This is a genomic window from Mesorhizobium sp. M0571 (genome assembly GCF_040320985.1).
Taxonomy (GTDB): Bacteria; Pseudomonadota; Alphaproteobacteria; order Rhizobiales; family Rhizobiaceae; genus Mesorhizobium.
Window position 1 is genome coordinate 329580 of record NZ_JAMYQT010000002.1, and the last position, 16118, is coordinate 345697.

Below are 16118 nucleotides of genomic sequence, written 5' to 3' on the forward strand. Positions count from 1 at the left end.
CAGACGGATCAGTCAGCGCGTTTCTCCATCGCCTCGAGCGCAACGGCGAGGCGCTGCTCCTCGCCATAGTAGCGGGCGCGCTCCCAGAAATGCGGACGGCCGATGCCAGTCGACACGTGCTCGCCCAGCAGCCTGCCGTTCGCGTCCTCGCCCTTGATGTTATAGAGAACGATGTCCTGGGTGATGATGACGTCGCCCTCCATGCCGATCACCTCGGTGATGTGGGTGATGCGCCGCGATCCGTCGCGCAGGCGTGCGGCCTGTATGATCACGTCGACAGAGCCGACGATGATTTCGCGTACGGTTTTTTGCGGCAGCGTGTAGCCGCCCATGGCGATCATCGACTCTATGCGGTTGAGGCATTCGCGCGGGCTGTTCGAGTGGATCGTTCCCATCGACCCGTCATGGCCAGTGTTCATCGCCTGCAGGAGGTCGAACACTTCGGGTCCGCGCACTTCACCGACGATGATGCGTTCGGGCCGCATGCGCAGGCAGTTCTTGACCAGGTCGCGCATGGTCACTTCGCCCTCGCCTTCGAGGTTGGGCGGACGGGTTTCGAGACGCACCACATGCGGCTGCTGCAATTGCAGCTCAGCCGAGTCCTCGCAGGTGATGACGCGTTCATCGCGGTCGATATAGTTGGTCAGGCAATTGAGCAGCGTCGTCTTGCCGGAGCCGGTACCGCCCGAGATGACGATGTTGCAACGGACACGGCCGATGATCTTGAGAATCTCGGCCCCTTGCGGCGAAATCGAGCCGAACTTGACCAGCTGGTCGAGTGTCAGCTTGTCCTTCTTGAACTTGCGGATGGTAAGTGCGGTGCCGTCGATGGCCAAGGGCGGTGCGATGACGTTGACACGGGAGCCATCAGGAAGACGCGCGTCGCAAATCGGGCTTGATTCATCGACGCGGCGGCCAACCTGGCTGACGATACGCTGGCAGATGTTGAGGAGCTGCTGGTTGTCGCGGAAGCGGATGCCGGTCTGCTCGACCTTGCCGTTGACTTCGATGTAGACGTTCTTGGAACCGTTGACCATGATGTCGGCAATATCGTCGCGGGCAAGCAGTGGCTCCAGCGGCCCGTAGCCCAAAACGTCGTTGCAGATATCCTCGAGAAGCTCTTCCTGCTCGGCGATGGACATCGCGAAATTCTTGATCGCGATGATGTCGTTGACGATGTCGCGGATTTCTTCGCGCGCGCTTTCGGGATCGAGCTTGGCGAGCTGCGACAGGTCGATCGTGTCGATGAGTGCGGAGAAGACCTGGCTTTTGGTGTCGTAATAGCTCTCGCTGCGCTCGCGCTGAAGCCTTTTCGGCTCCGGCGCCAATGGCGGCGGCTCGACCGCACGGCGAACCGGCGGCGCGGCAGGCGCGCCGGACGGCGGCAGTGTCGCGGGCCTGGCAGCTACCGCCGCTTCCACAGGGTTCGCGGCCGCCGGCGCTGCAGGCGTGGGTGCTGGCTGACGGAATTCCGGGATGGTCCGGTTGCCGTCGTCGCTGCCTCTTTTACCAAACATAATCGCTTACCAATTCCACCGCTGAGGCGTCACTTCTTGTTGCCCGAAAGCTTGCCGAGCAGGTTGCCGAGGCCAGCCTTTTTCTTCACCTTAATTTCGCTGCGCCCTGTCAGCACATGGGCGATCTCGTTGATCAAGGCGACGACCGGGCTCTTGGCATCCATTTCACCGAGCATACGTCCGTTGTTGGCGGCATTTCCGAACAAAAGCGGCTCGAATGGGATGACCGACATCGGCGATAGGCCGAGCGATTCGGAGAAGTCGGACGGCGTAATCTCGGGACGTTTCGGCACACCCGCCTGATTGATCACAAGCTTTGGCGCAGGATCGTTCGGACGAAGCCGCTTCAGCATGTCGACCAGGTTCTTTGTGTTGCGCAGATTGGCCAGTTCGGGCGTCGCCGTGATGACGATCTCGTCGGCCTTTACCAGCGTGTTCTTGGTCCAGCCGGCCCAGACGTGAGGAACATCGAGTACGAGGAGCGGCGCGCTACGCTGGGCTATGTCGATAAGCTGGGTGAAAGCGTCGGGATCGAAATCATAGACCCGCTCCAGGGTCGAAGGTGCCGCAAGCAGCGACAGGTGCTCGGCGCATTGGGCGAGCAGCCGGTCTAGATAGACCTCGTCGACGCGTTCCGGCGAGAAGACCGCCTCGGCAATGCCTTGCGCCGGGTCCTGGTCGAAATTGATGTTGGCCGTTCCGAAGGCGAGGTCGAGATCGGCGACAACCACTTCGGATTTGAAAAGGGACGACATCGCCCAGGCCACATTATGGGCTACGGTCGAGGAGCCGACGCCGCCCTTGGCGCCGATGAAGGCAATCGAGCGGCCGATTGGCTCAGCTTCCGGATCAACGAAGATCGAGGACACCACGCTGACGATGTCGGCCATCGATACCGGCGCAATGACATATTCGGAAATGCCCGAACGGATGAGTTCGCGGTACAGGCCGACATCGTTGTAGTGGCCAACAACCACCACCTTGGAACTCGGATCACAATGTTCGGAGAGCTGGGCGAGCTGTTCCAGCAACAGCTTCGGCTCGCTGCGCGATTCAAGCAGGATCAGGTTCGGTGTCGGCGCCGACTGGTAGAATTCGATAGCGGTGGGGATGCCCCCCATATGCACTTTCAGATGGGCCTTGGCCATGCGGCGATCCTCGCCGGCGCGCTCGACCGGATTGGCTACGCCTTCGGTCTCGCAAAATGCCTGGATCGAAATGCGTGGGATCGGCCGCAACGCCTGCATCGCGGCAATATCCTGTTCCGAGGTTTCGCCGCCTGCTACCTCTGTGTCATAGGCAAGATTGCTCATTGTCATCTCTTTCCGTGACTTGCGCGGCTTAGGGTCTGTTGAGCCTCAACACTCGTTAATATTCGACTTCCGAATTGCCGAGGAATTCATCCGAAATACCTCTGTCACGATAGATGTCGATCACTCCGCTCCGATTTGCCGCGTCGATGGGTGTCTGCTTGCGCGGCCCGATCAGATCGGCCGGATTGGCCATCTGGGCGGCAAGATTGTTCTGATACGAACAACCGAAATCGGCATAGTGCTTGTTTTCCGAAGTCTCCAGCAGGTCTTCGGGCCAGCGGCCGCATTTATCCGTCTGGGCCTTCACCGAGACAAAGGCGACACGGACCGGCGCGGACGCTTCGGCCGAAACGGACTGATAGGATCGCATCGCAATCCGGTTGCGGCTGATACCACTGGCAATGGCAAGCCTGGCGAAATCGCGGCCGGCCGCAGCCGCTGCGATCTCGTTGGCCGAACCGCTCGGGATTTCGATCGTCAGCACCGGAGCGGCGCTCTTGTCGTATCCGTCCAGGAAACCCAGGAGCGTGTCGCGCTGGGATCTGGTCATGCCCCGGTCGCCGGCGCCGACCGGAAGGTCGATCTTCTGGATCTTCTCGGCGATGACGATCGGATGAGTGGTGCGATAGTCGTCCGGTATGGCACCGACCGTGACGCTGTCGCGATTGGCGCACCCGGCCAGCGATGCCGCGATCGCGATTGCCAGGAGCGGAACGGCCGGCCGCCAGATCCGCGAGCGGCCGGACCGCATCGCCGCGGTGATCGCCCTTGTCTTCGATGCTGACTGAGACATGTCCGCTTCCCCGCTTACTTGTAGATGAAGCCGACAACGCCGTGATAACGGCCATTGGGCTTGTCGGTCTGCATGGTGCCGTAGACACGGTTGACGCGGCCAAGGAACATGCCGGCGCCGTCGCTGGCGGCGTTGAAATTGTCATCCGGCTTGGCAAGCTCGTTGCGCGCCACCGGCTTCACCAGATAGGGCGTGATAATGATGACGAGCTCAGTCTCGTTGCGGACGAAATCCCTGCTGCGGAACAGCGTGCCGAGCACCGGTATCTTGGTCAGGCCGGGCAGCCCGGCGACCGCCTGCCTGATGTCGTCGCGGACAAGACCGGCGATCATCATGGAACCGCCGGAGGGCAGTTCCACCGTAGTGTCGGCCAAGCGTTTGCGGATCGACAGAAAAGTGGTGCCGGGCAAGTCACCAACGCCTTCGAGCACTGAGGCGCCTTCGGTCGTGGGTTCCGAAACCGATGTCCTCACTTTAAGACTAATGCGGCCCGCCGAGAGCACGACCGGCTGGAATTCGAGCCCAATTCCATATTCAAGGCGTTCGTGCTCGTAGGTAGTCTGGCCCGTTTGATTGTCGTTTGAAACGTTGCTTGATCGGCCGGTGATGATATTGAATTCGCCGCCGACCTTGAACGTCGCCTTCTCGCCCGAAACGGCGGTGAGAGTCGGCTCGGCCAGCGTCTTCATGACGCCGCTTTGCTCCATAGCGTTTATGTATGCTTGAAGCGTCGAGGTGCCGATCGAGGCCCCCGAAAATTGCGACAGTGGTTTTCCCAATCCATATGCGGGGGTGCTGAAGGACTTCCAACTAATACCGTTGCTGCTGCCGTCGCCCATCATGTTGACGCCGAGTTGCTTCATCACCGAGCGGCTGACTTCGGCAACTGTCACCTTCAACGTCACCTGGTCGTCGCCGATGATCTGCAGCAGGTTGACGATCTGGCTGACGCGGCGCTCGGCATCCGGATTGTCGATGGCGACGCCGGCTTCTGCCGAGCCGCCGGCAGCGGTCTGCGAATATTGTCCCGTGGTCGCCTCGCCGCCGGACACGAAGATGTTCGCCAGGTCTTGCGCGCGCTTGGCGTCCAGAGGAGTGTCCACGGTTCCGGTCAGAACGACGTTGTCGTTCAGCAACTCGACCTTGACCTCCGATGACGGGATGAAGCGCTTGATATAATCCTCCAGCCCGGCAACGTCGCGTTCGACCGCCAGATCTAGGCTGACGATCTGCTCGCCATTCGGGCCAAAGACGAAGATGTTGGTCTCGCCGACCGCCTTTCCGAACAGATAGATGCGCCTGGCGGTGCGGGTCACCGCGTCGGCTACCGCGGGGTTGGCGACGAGAATATCGTAGGCGTCGCTCGGCAGGTCGATGACCACCGATTTGTTGAGCCCAAGCTTCACTCGCTGGGTGGCGGTCGAAGCCGTGACCCTGGCATTGCTCGCCGCACTGGCGTCCAGTATGCCATATGCATTCGTGCCAAGGATGAACAGGCCGATCGCCGCAGCCAGGGTGACTGGCAGTTTGGTTTTTAGCCTCATTTCCTCGCCCCCACTTCGGAAACTTCGCCCGACTTGATCAACCGCACCGTCCCGCGCCGGCCATTGCCGGAAACCAGATAATCGGCCTCGCTCAGATTCTTGTCCTGACTGTCCTTGATCGAGCGCAGAGCCAATGTCAGGCGATCCGCCATCTGCTGCGCGACGGTGATGATCTCGGACTGCTGCGGCGTCAGTTCCAGTGTGGCAGTCTGGCCGACCCTGGTCTTCTTGCCTTCCTCGTCCTCCTGAATGGTCTGGTCGATCGCCAGGACGCGAATGTTCTTGAGGATGGTTTCCGTCGTGAAGCCCGGACCACCGCCATTGGCGGTATCGGCTCTGCGGGTCATGATGACGTCGACGAAATCGTTGGGAAGAATAAAGCCACCGGCCGAAGTGTCGGCCGAGATGCTTGTGGCGACGGCCCGCATGCCGGAGGGCAGGATCGACGACATGAAGCTTTGCCCCTCACCGATCAGCTTCGAGCGCCGCAGCGGCTCGCCGGCATAGAGCGCCACGCGGGCAACGGCGCCCTTCAGCTTGTCCAGCGCTTCAGGCTCGGCGGCGCGGGTGATGAAATTTGCGTTGATGCCGGCGGACGGCCATGACTCCCAGGAAATGTTGTTTTCAAGCGGGCTGCCCATCGGAACGTCGCCGGAAAGAACAAGCACGTCCTGCAGCGCGATCGCCGGCGCCTGAGGACCGGAATCGACAATCGGAGGCGGCGGAGCCGCGACCATGTTCTTCGCGACATAGCCTGCACCACCGGCCGCGGCTATCGCCACGCTCAGAATAATCAATCGGGATGCTGGCATCTGTCCGAACCTCGCCCTTGGCAATCCACCTCGCCAAGCCGGACTTTGCAGCGGCAATCGTCAAAACAAGGTTAATGTTATACTTACGATCGTGATTAATTTAAGGTTTACATAAATTAGAGCGACCAAGCCCGGCCCGAACGAAAGGCGTGGGCAACTCGCCTGCCCCGGCGCCAACACAGTAAGCAAATTCAGTCGGCAAGCCTGGTGAGTGCCCAGGCCATCAATGGCGAGTCCGGATAGGTAAGCAGACCCCCAATGCCAAGCGCAATGCCGTACGGAACGCCGGTCGCTTCATCTGCGAAATGGCGCAGGAACCGATTATGGCTTGTGACGGCGGCAAGCAGCGATTTTCGATAGGCGAGGATGGCAAGCGTCAGCAGACCGCCGATGAATGTCGAGGCGACGAGATACTCGACGAGATGGATGTTCAGTCCCATCCATACGGCAGTGGCGGCCAGGAGCTTGGCGTCGCCGCCCCCCATGCCGCCGAGGGCGAACAGGCCGAACGTCACAGCAAGAACCAGGCCGCCGGCGGCGAAATGCCAGCCATAGGTGGCCCAGTCCACGCCGGTCAAAGGCGCAACCAAGGCGAAGACAACGACGAGCAGGACGGGCACGCGATTGGCAATCGTCATCGACAGCATGTCGGAGATCGCGGCAAAAAGCATGCAGAACGGAAAGACGACGAAGATCACTGCTTCAAGCATGGGCGTGGCGCCTATGGTCAAACTGTACCTGGTCCCAGCCTAGGCATGTTCGATTAACGATTGATGAGGTCTAAATTTCAAATCATGCGTAGGACTAAATAAGGGCCGCCAGTGCGGCGGCCCTTATTGGAAACAACCGAATGTTGTTGTCTGTTACGAACCGTTGACTTTACTGGCGATCTTGTCGAACTTGGCATTCAGCGCGTTGCCGAGCGAGCCGGCGCCGACCATGATGGCGAGCGCGATAAGAGCGGCGATCAGACCGTATTCGATAGCGGTCGCGCCGGATTCGTCCTTCACAAAACGTGCGATAAGGTTAGACATTCGAGCTCCTACTCCAATTGTTACAGCACTTCCGTCAACTTCTCTTGGTGGCTGATCGGATGCTGCGAATCTAGCGCGAAGCTGTTTCAATCGACTTAATAAACAGGCTTACTGATTCCTTTCGCGCTTCGATGACATTGCGTGGTTAACCCAGAACTAAAATACCGGCCACTGGACGCACTGGCTGACAAAGGCCGCGAAAGGCGCAATTCGGCAACGCCTTTGAGCCGTGCCAGCTAGCCCAATGCCGGTTCCGGATTAATCATGACCTCCAGCCGCTTAACGGTTGGTTCACCAATCTCGTTCATGTTCTGTTGAACAGTTTGTTGCTGCCGGGGAGCGCCTCAATGGCCGGGCCGAGATCGTTATTTCCAGTTGCGGCGCTTCTTGCCGCGGCGGCCTTCGCTGTTCCAGCGATGGCCGGCGCCGGCATCGAAGTCACGATGAACCAGGCAAAGATCGTCAAATTGTCGCGCGCCGCCGATACGATTGTCGTCGGCAATCCGGCGATCGCCGACGCCTCCGTGCAGGACGCATCGACGATCGTGCTGACCGGCAAGGGATTTGGCGTCACCAATCTGGTTGTCCTCGATCAGGAGGGCAACCCGATCATCGATGAGCAAATCACCGTCGTGCGCCAGGCAGCGTCGTCGGTGCGCATCTATCGACGTGCCGAAGTACAGACCATGTCCTGCGCGCCATATTGCGAAAGCTCGTACAAGAGCGATGCCGAGAAGGCCTCTGAAGCCGAGATGAGCGCCGGGCATTAGCTAGCCGACCTCTCCGCCTTTGCGGGAACGCGCTTCGGTTATCGGCCGGTTAAGGCCTTCCCGCCGAATTTAACGGTCATTCCAACCGGACTTCAATCGGTTCCGACTAATGCTGGGTCCGATACAGAACCGGAATCGGCGGGTAGAGGACATGAGCAAGGCAGGACGAGCAGGCTTTCCCGGACGGTTTTTGGGCGACCGACGCGCAAGCACGGCGATCGAATTCGCCATGCTTGCAATTCCCTTCGCGCTTCTCGTCTTCGCCATCCTGGAGAGCTGCATTTCATTTGGCGCACAAGAAGTGATGGCAAACGCCACAGACGACATCGCGCGCCAGCTGCGTACCGGCCAGCTAAGACCTGCCGATGTGTCCGGGACCAAGCTGCGGGATATGATCTGCACCAAATTGGAGATCATGGTCGCCAAGACCTGTCCCGGATTGCTGGTGGATTTGCGCGAATATCCGACCTTCGCCGATGCGGCGCTGGCCGGTTTCAAGATCCAGGACGGCGATGTCGTGCTGACCAAGGGCACGAGCACGCAGACCTTCACGGTCGCACCGGGCCTGGCGGAGTCGAGAAACATGCTGCGGGTTTTTTACAAATGGCCGGTGATGACCGACTTCATGGCCAAGTCGATGGCCAATCTGAAGGACGGCAAAACGCTGCATTTCGCTTCGATCACTTGGCAGAACGAGCCGTTCGACAACTGAACCGCGTAGTCGCTTGAAAAGGGCAAAGCCATGATTCGTGCGGGGGCACAGCTGGGCATCGCAGAGATTTGTACAAGAGCAATCCGGCTTTGCTCGGACCGCCGCGGTATTGCGGCTGTCGAGTTTGCCCTCATCGTGCCTGTCCTGTTGATCATGTACTTTATGACCATGGAGGCCTCGCAAGCCATCGAGACCAGCAAGAAGGTCAGCCGCATCGGCAGCATGGTAGCGGACCTTGTCACGCAGCAGCAGACCATCAAGGCGGCAGATCTCGATGCCATCATGGCGATCGGCAGTTCCACGCTTCAGCCCTACAACCGCTCGAAACCGAAGATCATCATCACGGCGATACAGGTGACGAACGAGACGACGCCGAAAGTCCTGGTCGTGTGGTCGCGCAAAGTGGTCGATGGCGTCTCTAGCGTCGACGCCGTCAAGGACTCCGCCACAACGGTCCCGAGCGCGCTCAAGATCAAAGGCACTTTCCTCATTCGCGTCGAAAGCGACCTCGCCTACAAGCCAATCATCACCTGGTCGGCGGACGGCCAAAGCCGGTTTGGGTTAAGCTCGGTCTTCAATTCGATTTCGATGGCCGAAACTTATTATCTTCGGCCGCGCAGGAGCCCGACCATTCCGTGCAGCGATTGCTGATGCCTAAGACCTGCTAACCTGGCTGTTGCTATTGCTTGAGACCGCGGGCCGAGACCAGGTGCACGATGGCCGCAGCCAGCACATAATCCCTCGGACCGGCAACGGCGAACCCGCCGGAATGTTTCTGCTCCAGAAGATCGTAAATGTCCGGCGAGGTTGATCTGAGATTGGTGAGAAACACGGCGAGCCGGCGCTTGGCTTCGGGGTCCAGATCGCTGCGGACGGCGTGCGGGCCATATCTCAGCAGGCCTGACGTCCATACGACCTGAAGCGCTGATTTCGAGAGCCCTGCGGCCTCGAGCCTCGCCACCGTGCCGCCAGGAGGGTTTGGCTGTCCGTCGGCCACAGCCGGCATCCAGCCGAATATGGCATCGGCCTCACCGTCGACCAGCATCGCTTCAGCTGCGGCAGCCGAATTGGCGTGGGTCAAAAACGGTGCATCTTCCGCCACGTTGACCCCGTCTGCAGCCAGCCCGGCAAACGGCAACAAAGCACCACCGACGCTGTCGGAAGGCGCCATGACGACCCGACGGACTTCCATGGCCATCAGATCGGGAACCCTGCCGTCGCGCGTCAGCAGAACGGAGCGGATGCCGATGGCGCCGTCCGAATCGACCGGCGCCACGAGAGGTTCCACACACCCGCACCGTTCGGAGGCGGTGGCGTAGGCAGTTGCCGAATAGACGGCATATTCGATGCGGCGATCGGCCTGCGCCTCGATCAACGCCGCATAGTCGCGGGCAACGACAAACTCCACCTTCATGCCGAGCGCTTTGGTAAAGGCGTCGGTCAGCAGCGCCAGACCTGGAACAGTGTTGCCGGCGCCAGGCTCGGCGACTATACCGATACGGAACGTTCCGATACCATCGCGCCAATCGGCGCGCACCGGGCCCGCGCAAGATGCATCCAGCAGCAAGGCCAGTCCGGCAGCGAATGCTTTCAGGGCAGGCCTCATGCGAGCTCCATGCCGCGCATTTCCATCGGCAGATCGACCATGCCGCGATTCGTCTCTCCCGGACCAGCGCGCCAAGCCGTGCCGTTTGGGTTTCCGAATTGCCAACGGCAGCACGGAACCCTATGTCTGAGCCAACACACAGGCAATGATGAACCCTTCGATGGCACGCGCCTTCCTTTTTGTCCTTGACTCCTTCGGCATCGGCGGCGCGGCCGATGCCGAGCGCTATGGCGACACCGGCTCCAACACGTTCGCACACATCGCGCAGGCCTGCGCGGAAGGCCGCGCCGATCGCGAAGGCTTGCGTGACGGACCGCTTCTGGTACCCAACATGCTCTCGCTCGGCCTCGGCCATGCCGCGGCAACGGCGACGGGTTTCAGGTTCGAGAACGGCGGCAGTGCCCCGCTTGCCGCCGCCTTTCACGGCGCGGCACAGGAGGTTTCGAGCGGCAAGGACACGCCGTCGGGCCATTGGGAAATAGCCGGCCTGCCGGTCCGTTTCGACTGGGGTTATTTCCCGGACACGATTCCTGCCTTTCCAGCCGAGTTGACCGAAGCGATGGTGCGCGAAGGGAAGGTGCCCGGCATTCTCGGCAATTGCCATGCCCCGGGCACCGAGATCATCGAACGGTTCGGCGACGACCATATCCGCACCGGCAAGCCGATCTGCTACACCTCGGTCGACTCCGTCCTGCAGATCGCCGCGCATGAGGTTCATTTCGGCCTGGAACGGCTTTACGACTTCTGCAAGGTGGTGCGCGGACTGGTCGATCCGCTGAATATCGGCCGCGTCATCGCGCGGCCGTTTGTCGGTGAAACCGCCGCCACGTTCGAGCGAACGCACAATCGTCGCGACTATGCGGTACCGCCGCCGGAACCGACACTGCTCGACCGGCTGACGGCGCGCGGCAGCCGGGTTATCGCGGTCGGCAAGATCGGCGACATTTTCGCCCATCGGGGGATCTCGGAAGTCCGCAAGGCTGCCGGCAACATGGCGATGTTCGACAAAGCGCTTGGCGCCATGGAAGATGCCCGCGACGGCGACCTCGTCTTCGCGAACTTTGTCGACTTCGACACCGAGTTCGGGCATCGGCGCGACGTTGCGGGCTACGCCGCCGCACTCGAAGCTTTCGACCGGCGCCTGCCTGAGGCATTCGCACGGCTGAGGCCAGGCGATCTGCTCATTTTGACCGCCGATCACGGCAACGATCCGACGTGGCGCGGCACCGACCACACACGCGAGCGTATTCCGGTTATCGGCACACGGCCGGGTTTCAAAGGCGCAGACATCGGACTGAGGACGACGTTTGCCGACATCGGCGAAACCGCGGCCGAACATCTCGGGCTGGCGCGCGGCCCTTACGGCACCTCCTTCCATGCCACGATAGGCGGCCATGCCTGAGCTGCCGGAAGTCGAGACAGTCAGGCGCGGTCTGCAGCCGGTCCTTGAAGGTGCCCGCATCGTCGGTGTCGAGGCACGCCGGCCCGATTTGCGGTTTCCGTTCCCCGAGAGATTTTCGGAGCGGCTGACCGGCAAGACGATTGCAGCGCTCGGCCGCCGTGCCAAATATCTGACGATGCACCTGGACAACGGCCCTGTGCTGATCTGCCATCTCGGCATGTCGGGTTCGTTTCGCATCGAAACGGCCGACGAGAGCGCAACACCCGGCGCGTTCCACTACGAACGTTCGAAAAACACCACTCACGATCACGTCGTCTTCGATGTAGCATCACCTGCCGGCGTCCGCTCTCGCGTGATCTTCAACGACCCACGCCGCTTCGGGTTCATGCTGTTTTCGGAAGGGGAGCCCGACATGCATCCGATGCTGGCGGGATTAGGCGTCGAGCCTACAGGCAATGCACTGGACGGCGCGCTGCTCGCTTCGCTGCTGAAAGGTCGCAAGTCACCTCTGAAAGCGGCACTTCTCGACCAACGGCTGATCGCCGGGCTAGGCAATATCTACGTCTCGGAAGCGCTTTGGCGGGCCGGCCTGTCACCGCTGCGCGAAGCGGGCACCCTCGCGAGAGCCGGCAAGAAAGCCAAAGAACAGAACGAACGCCTGGCCGAGGCAATCCGCTCGGTCGTCGCCGATGCGATCGCCGCCGGCGGCTCGTCGTTGCGCGATTATATGCAGACCGATGGATCGCTGGGCTACTTCCAGCATTCCTTCGCGGTTTATGATCGCGAGGGCGAGGCCTGCTCCAAGCCTGGTTGTGGCGGCCACATCGAGCGTATCGTGCAAAGCGGTCGCTCGACCTTCCACTGCCGGACCTGTCAGGCTTGAACCAGAAGCGAGGAGGAGCAAGCATGGGCTACGAAACCATCATCGTCGAAACCCGCGGCAAGGTCGGGCTGATTACGCTGAACCGGCCGCAGGCGCTCAATGCACTGAATTCACAAGTGCTGGCGGAACTGGTCGCGTCGGTGAACAGCATGGGCGCAAATGCCGACATCGGCGCCATGGTCATCACTGGTTCGGAAAAGGCTTTCGCGGCAGGTGCCGATATCAAGGAAATGCAGTCGATCTCCTATGTGGATGCCTATCTGCAGGATTTCTTCGTCGGCTGGGAAGAATTTACGCGGGCACGAAAGCCGATCATCGCGGCGGTGGCGGGCTACGCGCTGGGCGGCGGCTGCGAACTGGCGATGATGTGCGATTTCATTATCGCCGCCGACAACGCCAAGTTCGGCCAACCCGAGATCACGCTGGGTGTCATGCCCGGCATGGGCGGATCGCAGCGACTGACCCGCTTCGTCGGCAAGTCGAAGGCGATGGATATGTGCCTGACGGGGCGAATGATGGACGCAGCGGAGGCCGAGCGTTCCGGCCTGGTCTCGCGCGTCGTGCCAGCCGGCGAGTTGATCGAGGAAGCGCTTAAGGCCGCGGCCAAGATCGCCGGTTTTTCCTTGCCATCGGTGATGATGGCAAAGGAAGCCGTAAACCGCGCCTATGAGACGACGCTCACCGAGGGCCTGCGGTTCGAGCGTCGGCTGTTTCACTCGCTGTTTGCGCTGGATGACCAGAAGGAAGGCATGGCGGCCTTCACCGGCAAGCGGAAGCCGAATTTCACGAACCGATGAAATGACGAAGGCACCGGTCAAAAAGAAAGCGCTGCAGCGTTGACGCGCCGGAAAAGCTGAACTATAAGCCGCACCAACCGAGGCGGCCCTGTGGCTGCCCGTTTGTTTTTTGCGCCCCGCGGTATCCCGCAAGCGCCTACCAGATCAGAAGAGAGGCACCATGGCCAATACCTCCTCGGCCAAAAAGGCAACGCGCAAGATCGCCCGTCGCGCAGCGATCAACAAGAACCGCCGCTCCCGCGTCCGGACCTACATCCGCCAGGTCGAAGAGGCGCTCGCGGCCGGCGACAAGGCGGCCGCACAGGCTGCCTTCAAGGTGGCCGAGCCGGAATTGATGCGCGCCGCGACCAAGGGCGTGGTGCACAAGAACACGGCATCGCGCAAGGTGTCGCGGCTGGCCCAGCGGGTCAAGGTGCTGTCAGCCTAGACACTTTTCCCTGAACTGCCCTTCCTAAAACCCGGCCGATCGCGCCGGGTTTTTTCGTTTGCCGGCAAGTACTTAAAAGAAAGCCCGCAAACGGTGCTCCACGTGCATTTCAAAGTTCGAAATGCTTTGCCGGCATATACATGCCCGCTGATATTCGCAGCCGCCGAAACCGCCAATGCGAAAATTTCCGAGCATCACAGATTACCGCTTCTTTTCAGAGGCTTACCGATGGTGATCCACAGCTTGTTCACATCGGCTGCGGCCGATAGGCGACAATTGGCTGTCAAGTGAATTATTTCAGAAAATTTCGCGTTGTGCGGCCTTTTTCATATTCGCCGGAAAAGGGTTTGAATCACAATGGCTTTGTCAAAATCAGTTGTTGCAGCATGACGTCCGAACCGCCCCTTGCTAGTCAGATTCCTTAAAAATCCGTTAGGGGTGGCCTTGCCCTATCCACAGCGATTTCGGTAATGTCTGTCTATCGAAGGGACGGGCCCTTGGCCCTTGACCAGCCTGAAACCGGCCAGCTCAAATTGGCAGAGTTTACAGCGCGGATTCAACTCCGCGGACGGGTTGGTTTGTCTTTTCGATACGGTAGGGGACTGGCGTAATTGTACATGGCAGGTTGACGGTGCGCCGGCGGTTTTTCGCCGGACGGCATTTTATTGTCCTGACATGACCAAGGCGGATCGGCTCTTGGAGCCGGACCGATAACGAGGCGATTCATCAGCCGGCGGCGGCGATAGTGTCGCAGCGAAGACACGGTCGCCGGAAACATGGATGCAGGAGGCGCATCCCCGGCGGAAAACAGGTACAAGAGACAAGGAACTCGATCATGCAAAGCGGCGGCATCGAAAGGGAGCTTACGGGCGACCTCCCATTTCCTGGAACGTTAATCGGAAGGAACGACATGGCGGCTTCCAATGAAGCTGAACAGAAGTTCGATCGGGTCAAGGCCCAGCTGAAGGCGCGTCTGGGAACCGAGGTCTATTCGAGCTGGTTCGGGCGCATGAAGGTCGCTGAATCCTCCAAGGGCATTGTCCGCATCTCGGTGCCAACCGCATTCCTGCGTTCATGGATCAACGGCCACTATCTCGATCTCATCGCCGAGTTGTGGAAGCACGAGGATCCGGAGATCCTCAAGATCGAGATCGTCGTTCGCACCGCCACACGCCAGGGCCGCAACAGCGTCGAGCCAGAAGTGGCCCCGGCCCGCAAGATGACCAGGCAGACGCAAACCGCGCTCTCTGCGGGCACGGCGAGCCCCAGCAGGGTCGAGCGGGTCTCTGCACCCCGCCCGGGGATGCCGGCAGAGACCGAGTTCCGGCACAATGTGCTCGGTTCGCCGCTCGATCCACGCTATACTTTCACCTCTTTCATCGAGGGACCATCGAACCGAGTGGCTTTTGCCGCCGCCAAGGCGGTCGCGGAATCGCAGTCGAGCGCGGTGCGTTTCAATCCGCTCTTTCTTCACGCGACGGTCGGGCTGGGCAAGACGCATCTGTTGCAGGCGATCGCCGCAGAATCGCTGAAGCAGAATCCGAAATCGCGGGTCGTTTATCTGACGGCTGAATATTTCATGTGGCGGTTCGCCACCGCGATCCGCGACAACAACGCACTGACGCTGAAAGAACAGCTGCGCGACATCGACCTCCTCATCATCGACGACATGCAGTTCCTGCAGGGCAAGTCGATCCAGCATGAATTCTGCCATTTGATCAACATGCTGCTCGACAGCGCCAAGCAAGTGGTGGTCGCTGCCGACCGGCCGCCGTCGGAATTGGAATCGCTGGAGCCGCGCGTCCGCTCGCGCCTCAACGGCGGCGTCGCGCTGGAAATGTCGGCCCCGGATTTCGCCATGCGCATCGGTATGCTCAAGCTCAGGCTTGCCACCGCCAAGCTCGACGATGCGTCGCTCGATATTTCCGAAGAGATCCTCAACCACGTCGCCCGCACGGTGACCGGCAGCGGGCGCGAGCTCGAAGGTGCCTTCAACCAGCTTTTGTTTCGCCAATCCTTCGAACCGCAGATCACTATCGACCGCATCGACGAGATCCTCGGCCACATCTATCGTTCGGGCGAGCCGAAGCGGGTGCGTATCGAGGACATCCAGCGCATTGTCGCGCGCCACTACAACGTGTCGAAAACCGAACTTCTGTCCAACCGGCGCACACGCACCATCGTCAAGCCGCGGCAGGTCGCTATGTATCTGTCGAAGGTGATGACGCCGCGCTCGCTGCCGGAGATCGGGCGGCGTTTCGGCGGCCGCGACCATACGACCGTGCTGCACGCGGTCCGCAAGATCGAGGATCTTTCCGGCGTCGACAACACGCTGGCGCAGGAACTCGAATTGCTGAGAAGGCTGATCAACGACCAGGCCTGACGGCCCGAAAAACGCCGGCTTGCGGACTTCGGCCTTTTTATCCCGAGAAAGCCCTTGCAGCCGGCCCGAACCGGTAGCGCGGGCTTGCGTTTGCCGGGTTTTTCCTGTCAGTTTACGCAGATTCT

General features: G+C 60.6%; 16 protein-coding genes. 8 read left to right on the forward strand and 8 right to left on the reverse strand.

Annotated features, from left to right (window positions below; translation table 11 throughout):
- Positions 1 to 8 precede the first annotated feature (8 nt).
- The 7 genes from NKI85_RS04025 to NKI85_RS04055 all read right to left on the reverse strand — a co-directional run bounded on the left by NKI85_RS04025 (position 9) and on the right by NKI85_RS04055 (position 7013).
- Positions 9 to 1517, reverse strand: coding sequence for a TadA family conjugal transfer-associated ATPase (locus NKI85_RS04025; protein ID WP_352526750.1), 1509 nt, complete (start codon positions 1515 to 1517; stop codon positions 9 to 11).
- 29 nt (positions 1518 to 1546) lie between these two features.
- Positions 1547 to 2830 carry a CpaE/TadZ family protein gene (locus NKI85_RS04030; RefSeq protein ID WP_352526748.1) on the reverse strand — a complete coding sequence of 428 codons (1284 nt, stop codon included), beginning with the start codon at positions 2828 to 2830 and terminating at the stop codon, positions 1547 to 1549.
- Between the two features lie 55 nt (positions 2831 to 2885).
- On the reverse strand, positions 2886 to 3623 hold the full coding sequence (locus NKI85_RS04035; RefSeq protein WP_352776111.1) for a CpaD family pilus assembly protein: 738 nt from the start codon (positions 3621 to 3623) through the stop codon (positions 2886 to 2888).
- A gap of 14 nt (positions 3624 to 3637) precedes the next feature.
- A complete protein-coding gene (locus tag NKI85_RS04040) occupies positions 3638 to 5167 on the reverse strand; it encodes a type II and III secretion system protein family protein (protein ID WP_352776113.1) in 1530 nt (509 codons plus the stop codon).
- A complete protein-coding gene (cpaB, locus tag NKI85_RS04045) occupies positions 5164 to 5979 on the reverse strand; it encodes a Flp pilus assembly protein CpaB (protein ID WP_352526742.1) in 816 nt (271 codons plus the stop codon). Before cpaB ends, NKI85_RS04040 begins: the two co-directional genes overlap by 4 nt.
- Before the next feature lie 191 nt (positions 5980 to 6170).
- Positions 6171 to 6689 (reverse strand): A24 family peptidase, encoded by a 519-nt coding sequence (locus NKI85_RS04050; protein WP_352776115.1) that lies wholly within the window; start codon positions 6687 to 6689, stop codon positions 6171 to 6173.
- A 153-nt stretch (positions 6690 to 6842) separates the two neighbouring features.
- The gene (locus NKI85_RS04055; RefSeq protein ID WP_352526740.1) at positions 6843 to 7013 is read right to left on the reverse strand and encodes a Flp family type IVb pilin; all 171 of its coding nucleotides are present in this window, start codon (positions 7011 to 7013) and stop codon (positions 6843 to 6845) included.
- 347 nt (positions 7014 to 7360) lie between these two features.
- On the opposite strand from NKI85_RS04055, the gene NKI85_RS04060 reads away from it, so the two are divergent.
- The 3 genes from NKI85_RS04060 (at position 7361) to NKI85_RS04070 (ending at position 9146) form a co-directional block, all read left to right on the forward strand.
- Entirely contained in the window at positions 7361 to 7783 is a 423-nt protein-coding gene (locus NKI85_RS04060; RefSeq protein ID WP_352526738.1) for a pilus assembly protein N-terminal domain-containing protein, read from the forward strand.
- 151 nt (positions 7784 to 7934) lie between these two features.
- On the forward strand, positions 7935 to 8495 hold the full coding sequence (locus tag NKI85_RS04065) for a TadE/TadG family type IV pilus assembly protein (protein WP_352776118.1): 561 nt from the start codon (positions 7935 to 7937) through the stop codon (positions 8493 to 8495).
- A 30-nt stretch (positions 8496 to 8525) separates the two neighbouring features.
- Complete coding sequence (locus NKI85_RS04070; RefSeq protein ID WP_352526736.1) at positions 8526 to 9146, forward strand: TadE/TadG family type IV pilus assembly protein; 621 nt, start codon at positions 8526 to 8528, stop codon at positions 9144 to 9146.
- A gap of 28 nt (positions 9147 to 9174) precedes the next feature.
- Here NKI85_RS04070 and NKI85_RS04075 read toward each other — a convergent pair whose 3' ends face one another.
- Positions 9175 to 10101, reverse strand: coding sequence for a phosphate/phosphite/phosphonate ABC transporter substrate-binding protein (locus tag NKI85_RS04075; protein ID WP_352776120.1), 927 nt, complete (start codon positions 10099 to 10101; stop codon positions 9175 to 9177).
- 160 nt (positions 10102 to 10261) lie between these two features.
- On the opposite strand from NKI85_RS04075, the gene NKI85_RS04080 reads away from it, so the two are divergent.
- The 5 genes from NKI85_RS04080 (at position 10262) to dnaA (ending at position 15993) form a co-directional block, all read left to right on the forward strand.
- Positions 10262 to 11503 (forward strand): phosphopentomutase, encoded by a 1242-nt coding sequence (locus NKI85_RS04080; RefSeq protein ID WP_352776122.1) that lies wholly within the window; start codon positions 10262 to 10264, stop codon positions 11501 to 11503.
- Positions 11496 to 12386, forward strand: coding sequence for a bifunctional DNA-formamidopyrimidine glycosylase/DNA-(apurinic or apyrimidinic site) lyase (mutM, locus tag NKI85_RS04085; RefSeq protein ID WP_352776124.1), 891 nt, complete (start codon positions 11496 to 11498; stop codon positions 12384 to 12386). The genes NKI85_RS04080 and mutM overlap by 8 nt, the downstream gene beginning before the upstream one ends.
- Before the next feature lie 23 nt (positions 12387 to 12409).
- Positions 12410 to 13183, forward strand: a complete 774-nt coding sequence (locus tag NKI85_RS04090) for an enoyl-CoA hydratase (protein ID WP_352526730.1) — start codon at positions 12410 to 12412, stop codon at positions 13181 to 13183.
- Positions 13184 to 13343: 160 nt separating this feature from the next.
- On the forward strand, positions 13344 to 13610 hold the full coding sequence (rpsT, locus tag NKI85_RS04095) for a 30S ribosomal protein S20 (protein WP_023676922.1): 267 nt from the start codon (positions 13344 to 13346) through the stop codon (positions 13608 to 13610).
- Between the two features lie 835 nt (positions 13611 to 14445).
- On the forward strand, positions 14446 to 15993 hold the full coding sequence (gene dnaA / locus NKI85_RS04100; protein ID WP_502896014.1) for a chromosomal replication initiator protein DnaA: 1548 nt from the start codon (positions 14446 to 14448) through the stop codon (positions 15991 to 15993).
- Positions 15994 to 16118 lie beyond the last annotated feature (125 nt).

What these genes read in the sequence shown, in the direction of transcription:
- NKI85_RS04025 (WP_352526750.1), bottom strand. Translation starts at nt 1,517, where the DNA reads ATGTTTGGTAAAAGAGGCAGCGACGACGGCAACCGGACCATCCCGGAA.
- NKI85_RS04030 (WP_352526748.1), bottom strand. Translation starts at nt 2,830, where the DNA reads ATGAGCAATCTTGCCTATGACACAGAGGTAGCAGGCGGCGAAACCTCG.
- NKI85_RS04035 (WP_352776111.1), bottom strand. Translation starts at nt 3,623, where the DNA reads ATGTCTCAGTCAGCATCGAAGACAAGGGCGATCACCGCGGCGATGCGG.
- NKI85_RS04040 (WP_352776113.1), bottom strand. Translation starts at nt 5,167, where the DNA reads ATGAGGCTAAAAACCAAACTGCCAGTCACCCTGGCTGCGGCGATCGGC.
- cpaB (WP_352526742.1), bottom strand. Translation starts at nt 5,979, where the DNA reads ATGCCAGCATCCCGATTGATTATTCTGAGCGTGGCGATAGCCGCGGCC.
- NKI85_RS04050 (WP_352776115.1), bottom strand. Translation starts at nt 6,689, where the DNA reads ATGCTTGAAGCAGTGATCTTCGTCGTCTTTCCGTTCTGCATGCTTTTT.
- NKI85_RS04055 (WP_352526740.1), bottom strand. Translation starts at nt 7,013, where the DNA reads ATGTCTAACCTTATCGCACGTTTTGTGAAGGACGAATCCGGCGCGACC.
- NKI85_RS04060 (WP_352526738.1), top strand. Translation starts at nt 7,361, where the DNA reads ATGGCCGGGCCGAGATCGTTATTTCCAGTTGCGGCGCTTCTTGCCGCG.
- NKI85_RS04065 (WP_352776118.1), top strand. Translation starts at nt 7,935, where the DNA reads ATGAGCAAGGCAGGACGAGCAGGCTTTCCCGGACGGTTTTTGGGCGAC.
- NKI85_RS04070 (WP_352526736.1), top strand. Translation starts at nt 8,526, where the DNA reads ATGATTCGTGCGGGGGCACAGCTGGGCATCGCAGAGATTTGTACAAGA.
- NKI85_RS04075 (WP_352776120.1), bottom strand. Translation starts at nt 10,101, where the DNA reads ATGAGGCCTGCCCTGAAAGCATTCGCTGCCGGACTGGCCTTGCTGCTG.
- NKI85_RS04080 (WP_352776122.1), top strand. Translation starts at nt 10,262, where the DNA reads ATGGCACGCGCCTTCCTTTTTGTCCTTGACTCCTTCGGCATCGGCGGC.
- mutM (WP_352776124.1), top strand. Translation starts at nt 11,496, where the DNA reads ATGCCTGAGCTGCCGGAAGTCGAGACAGTCAGGCGCGGTCTGCAGCCG.
- NKI85_RS04090 (WP_352526730.1), top strand. Translation starts at nt 12,410, where the DNA reads ATGGGCTACGAAACCATCATCGTCGAAACCCGCGGCAAGGTCGGGCTG.
- rpsT (WP_023676922.1), top strand. Translation starts at nt 13,344, where the DNA reads ATGGCCAATACCTCCTCGGCCAAAAAGGCAACGCGCAAGATCGCCCGT.
- dnaA (WP_502896014.1), top strand. Translation starts at nt 14,446, where the DNA reads ATGCAAAGCGGCGGCATCGAAAGGGAGCTTACGGGCGACCTCCCATTT.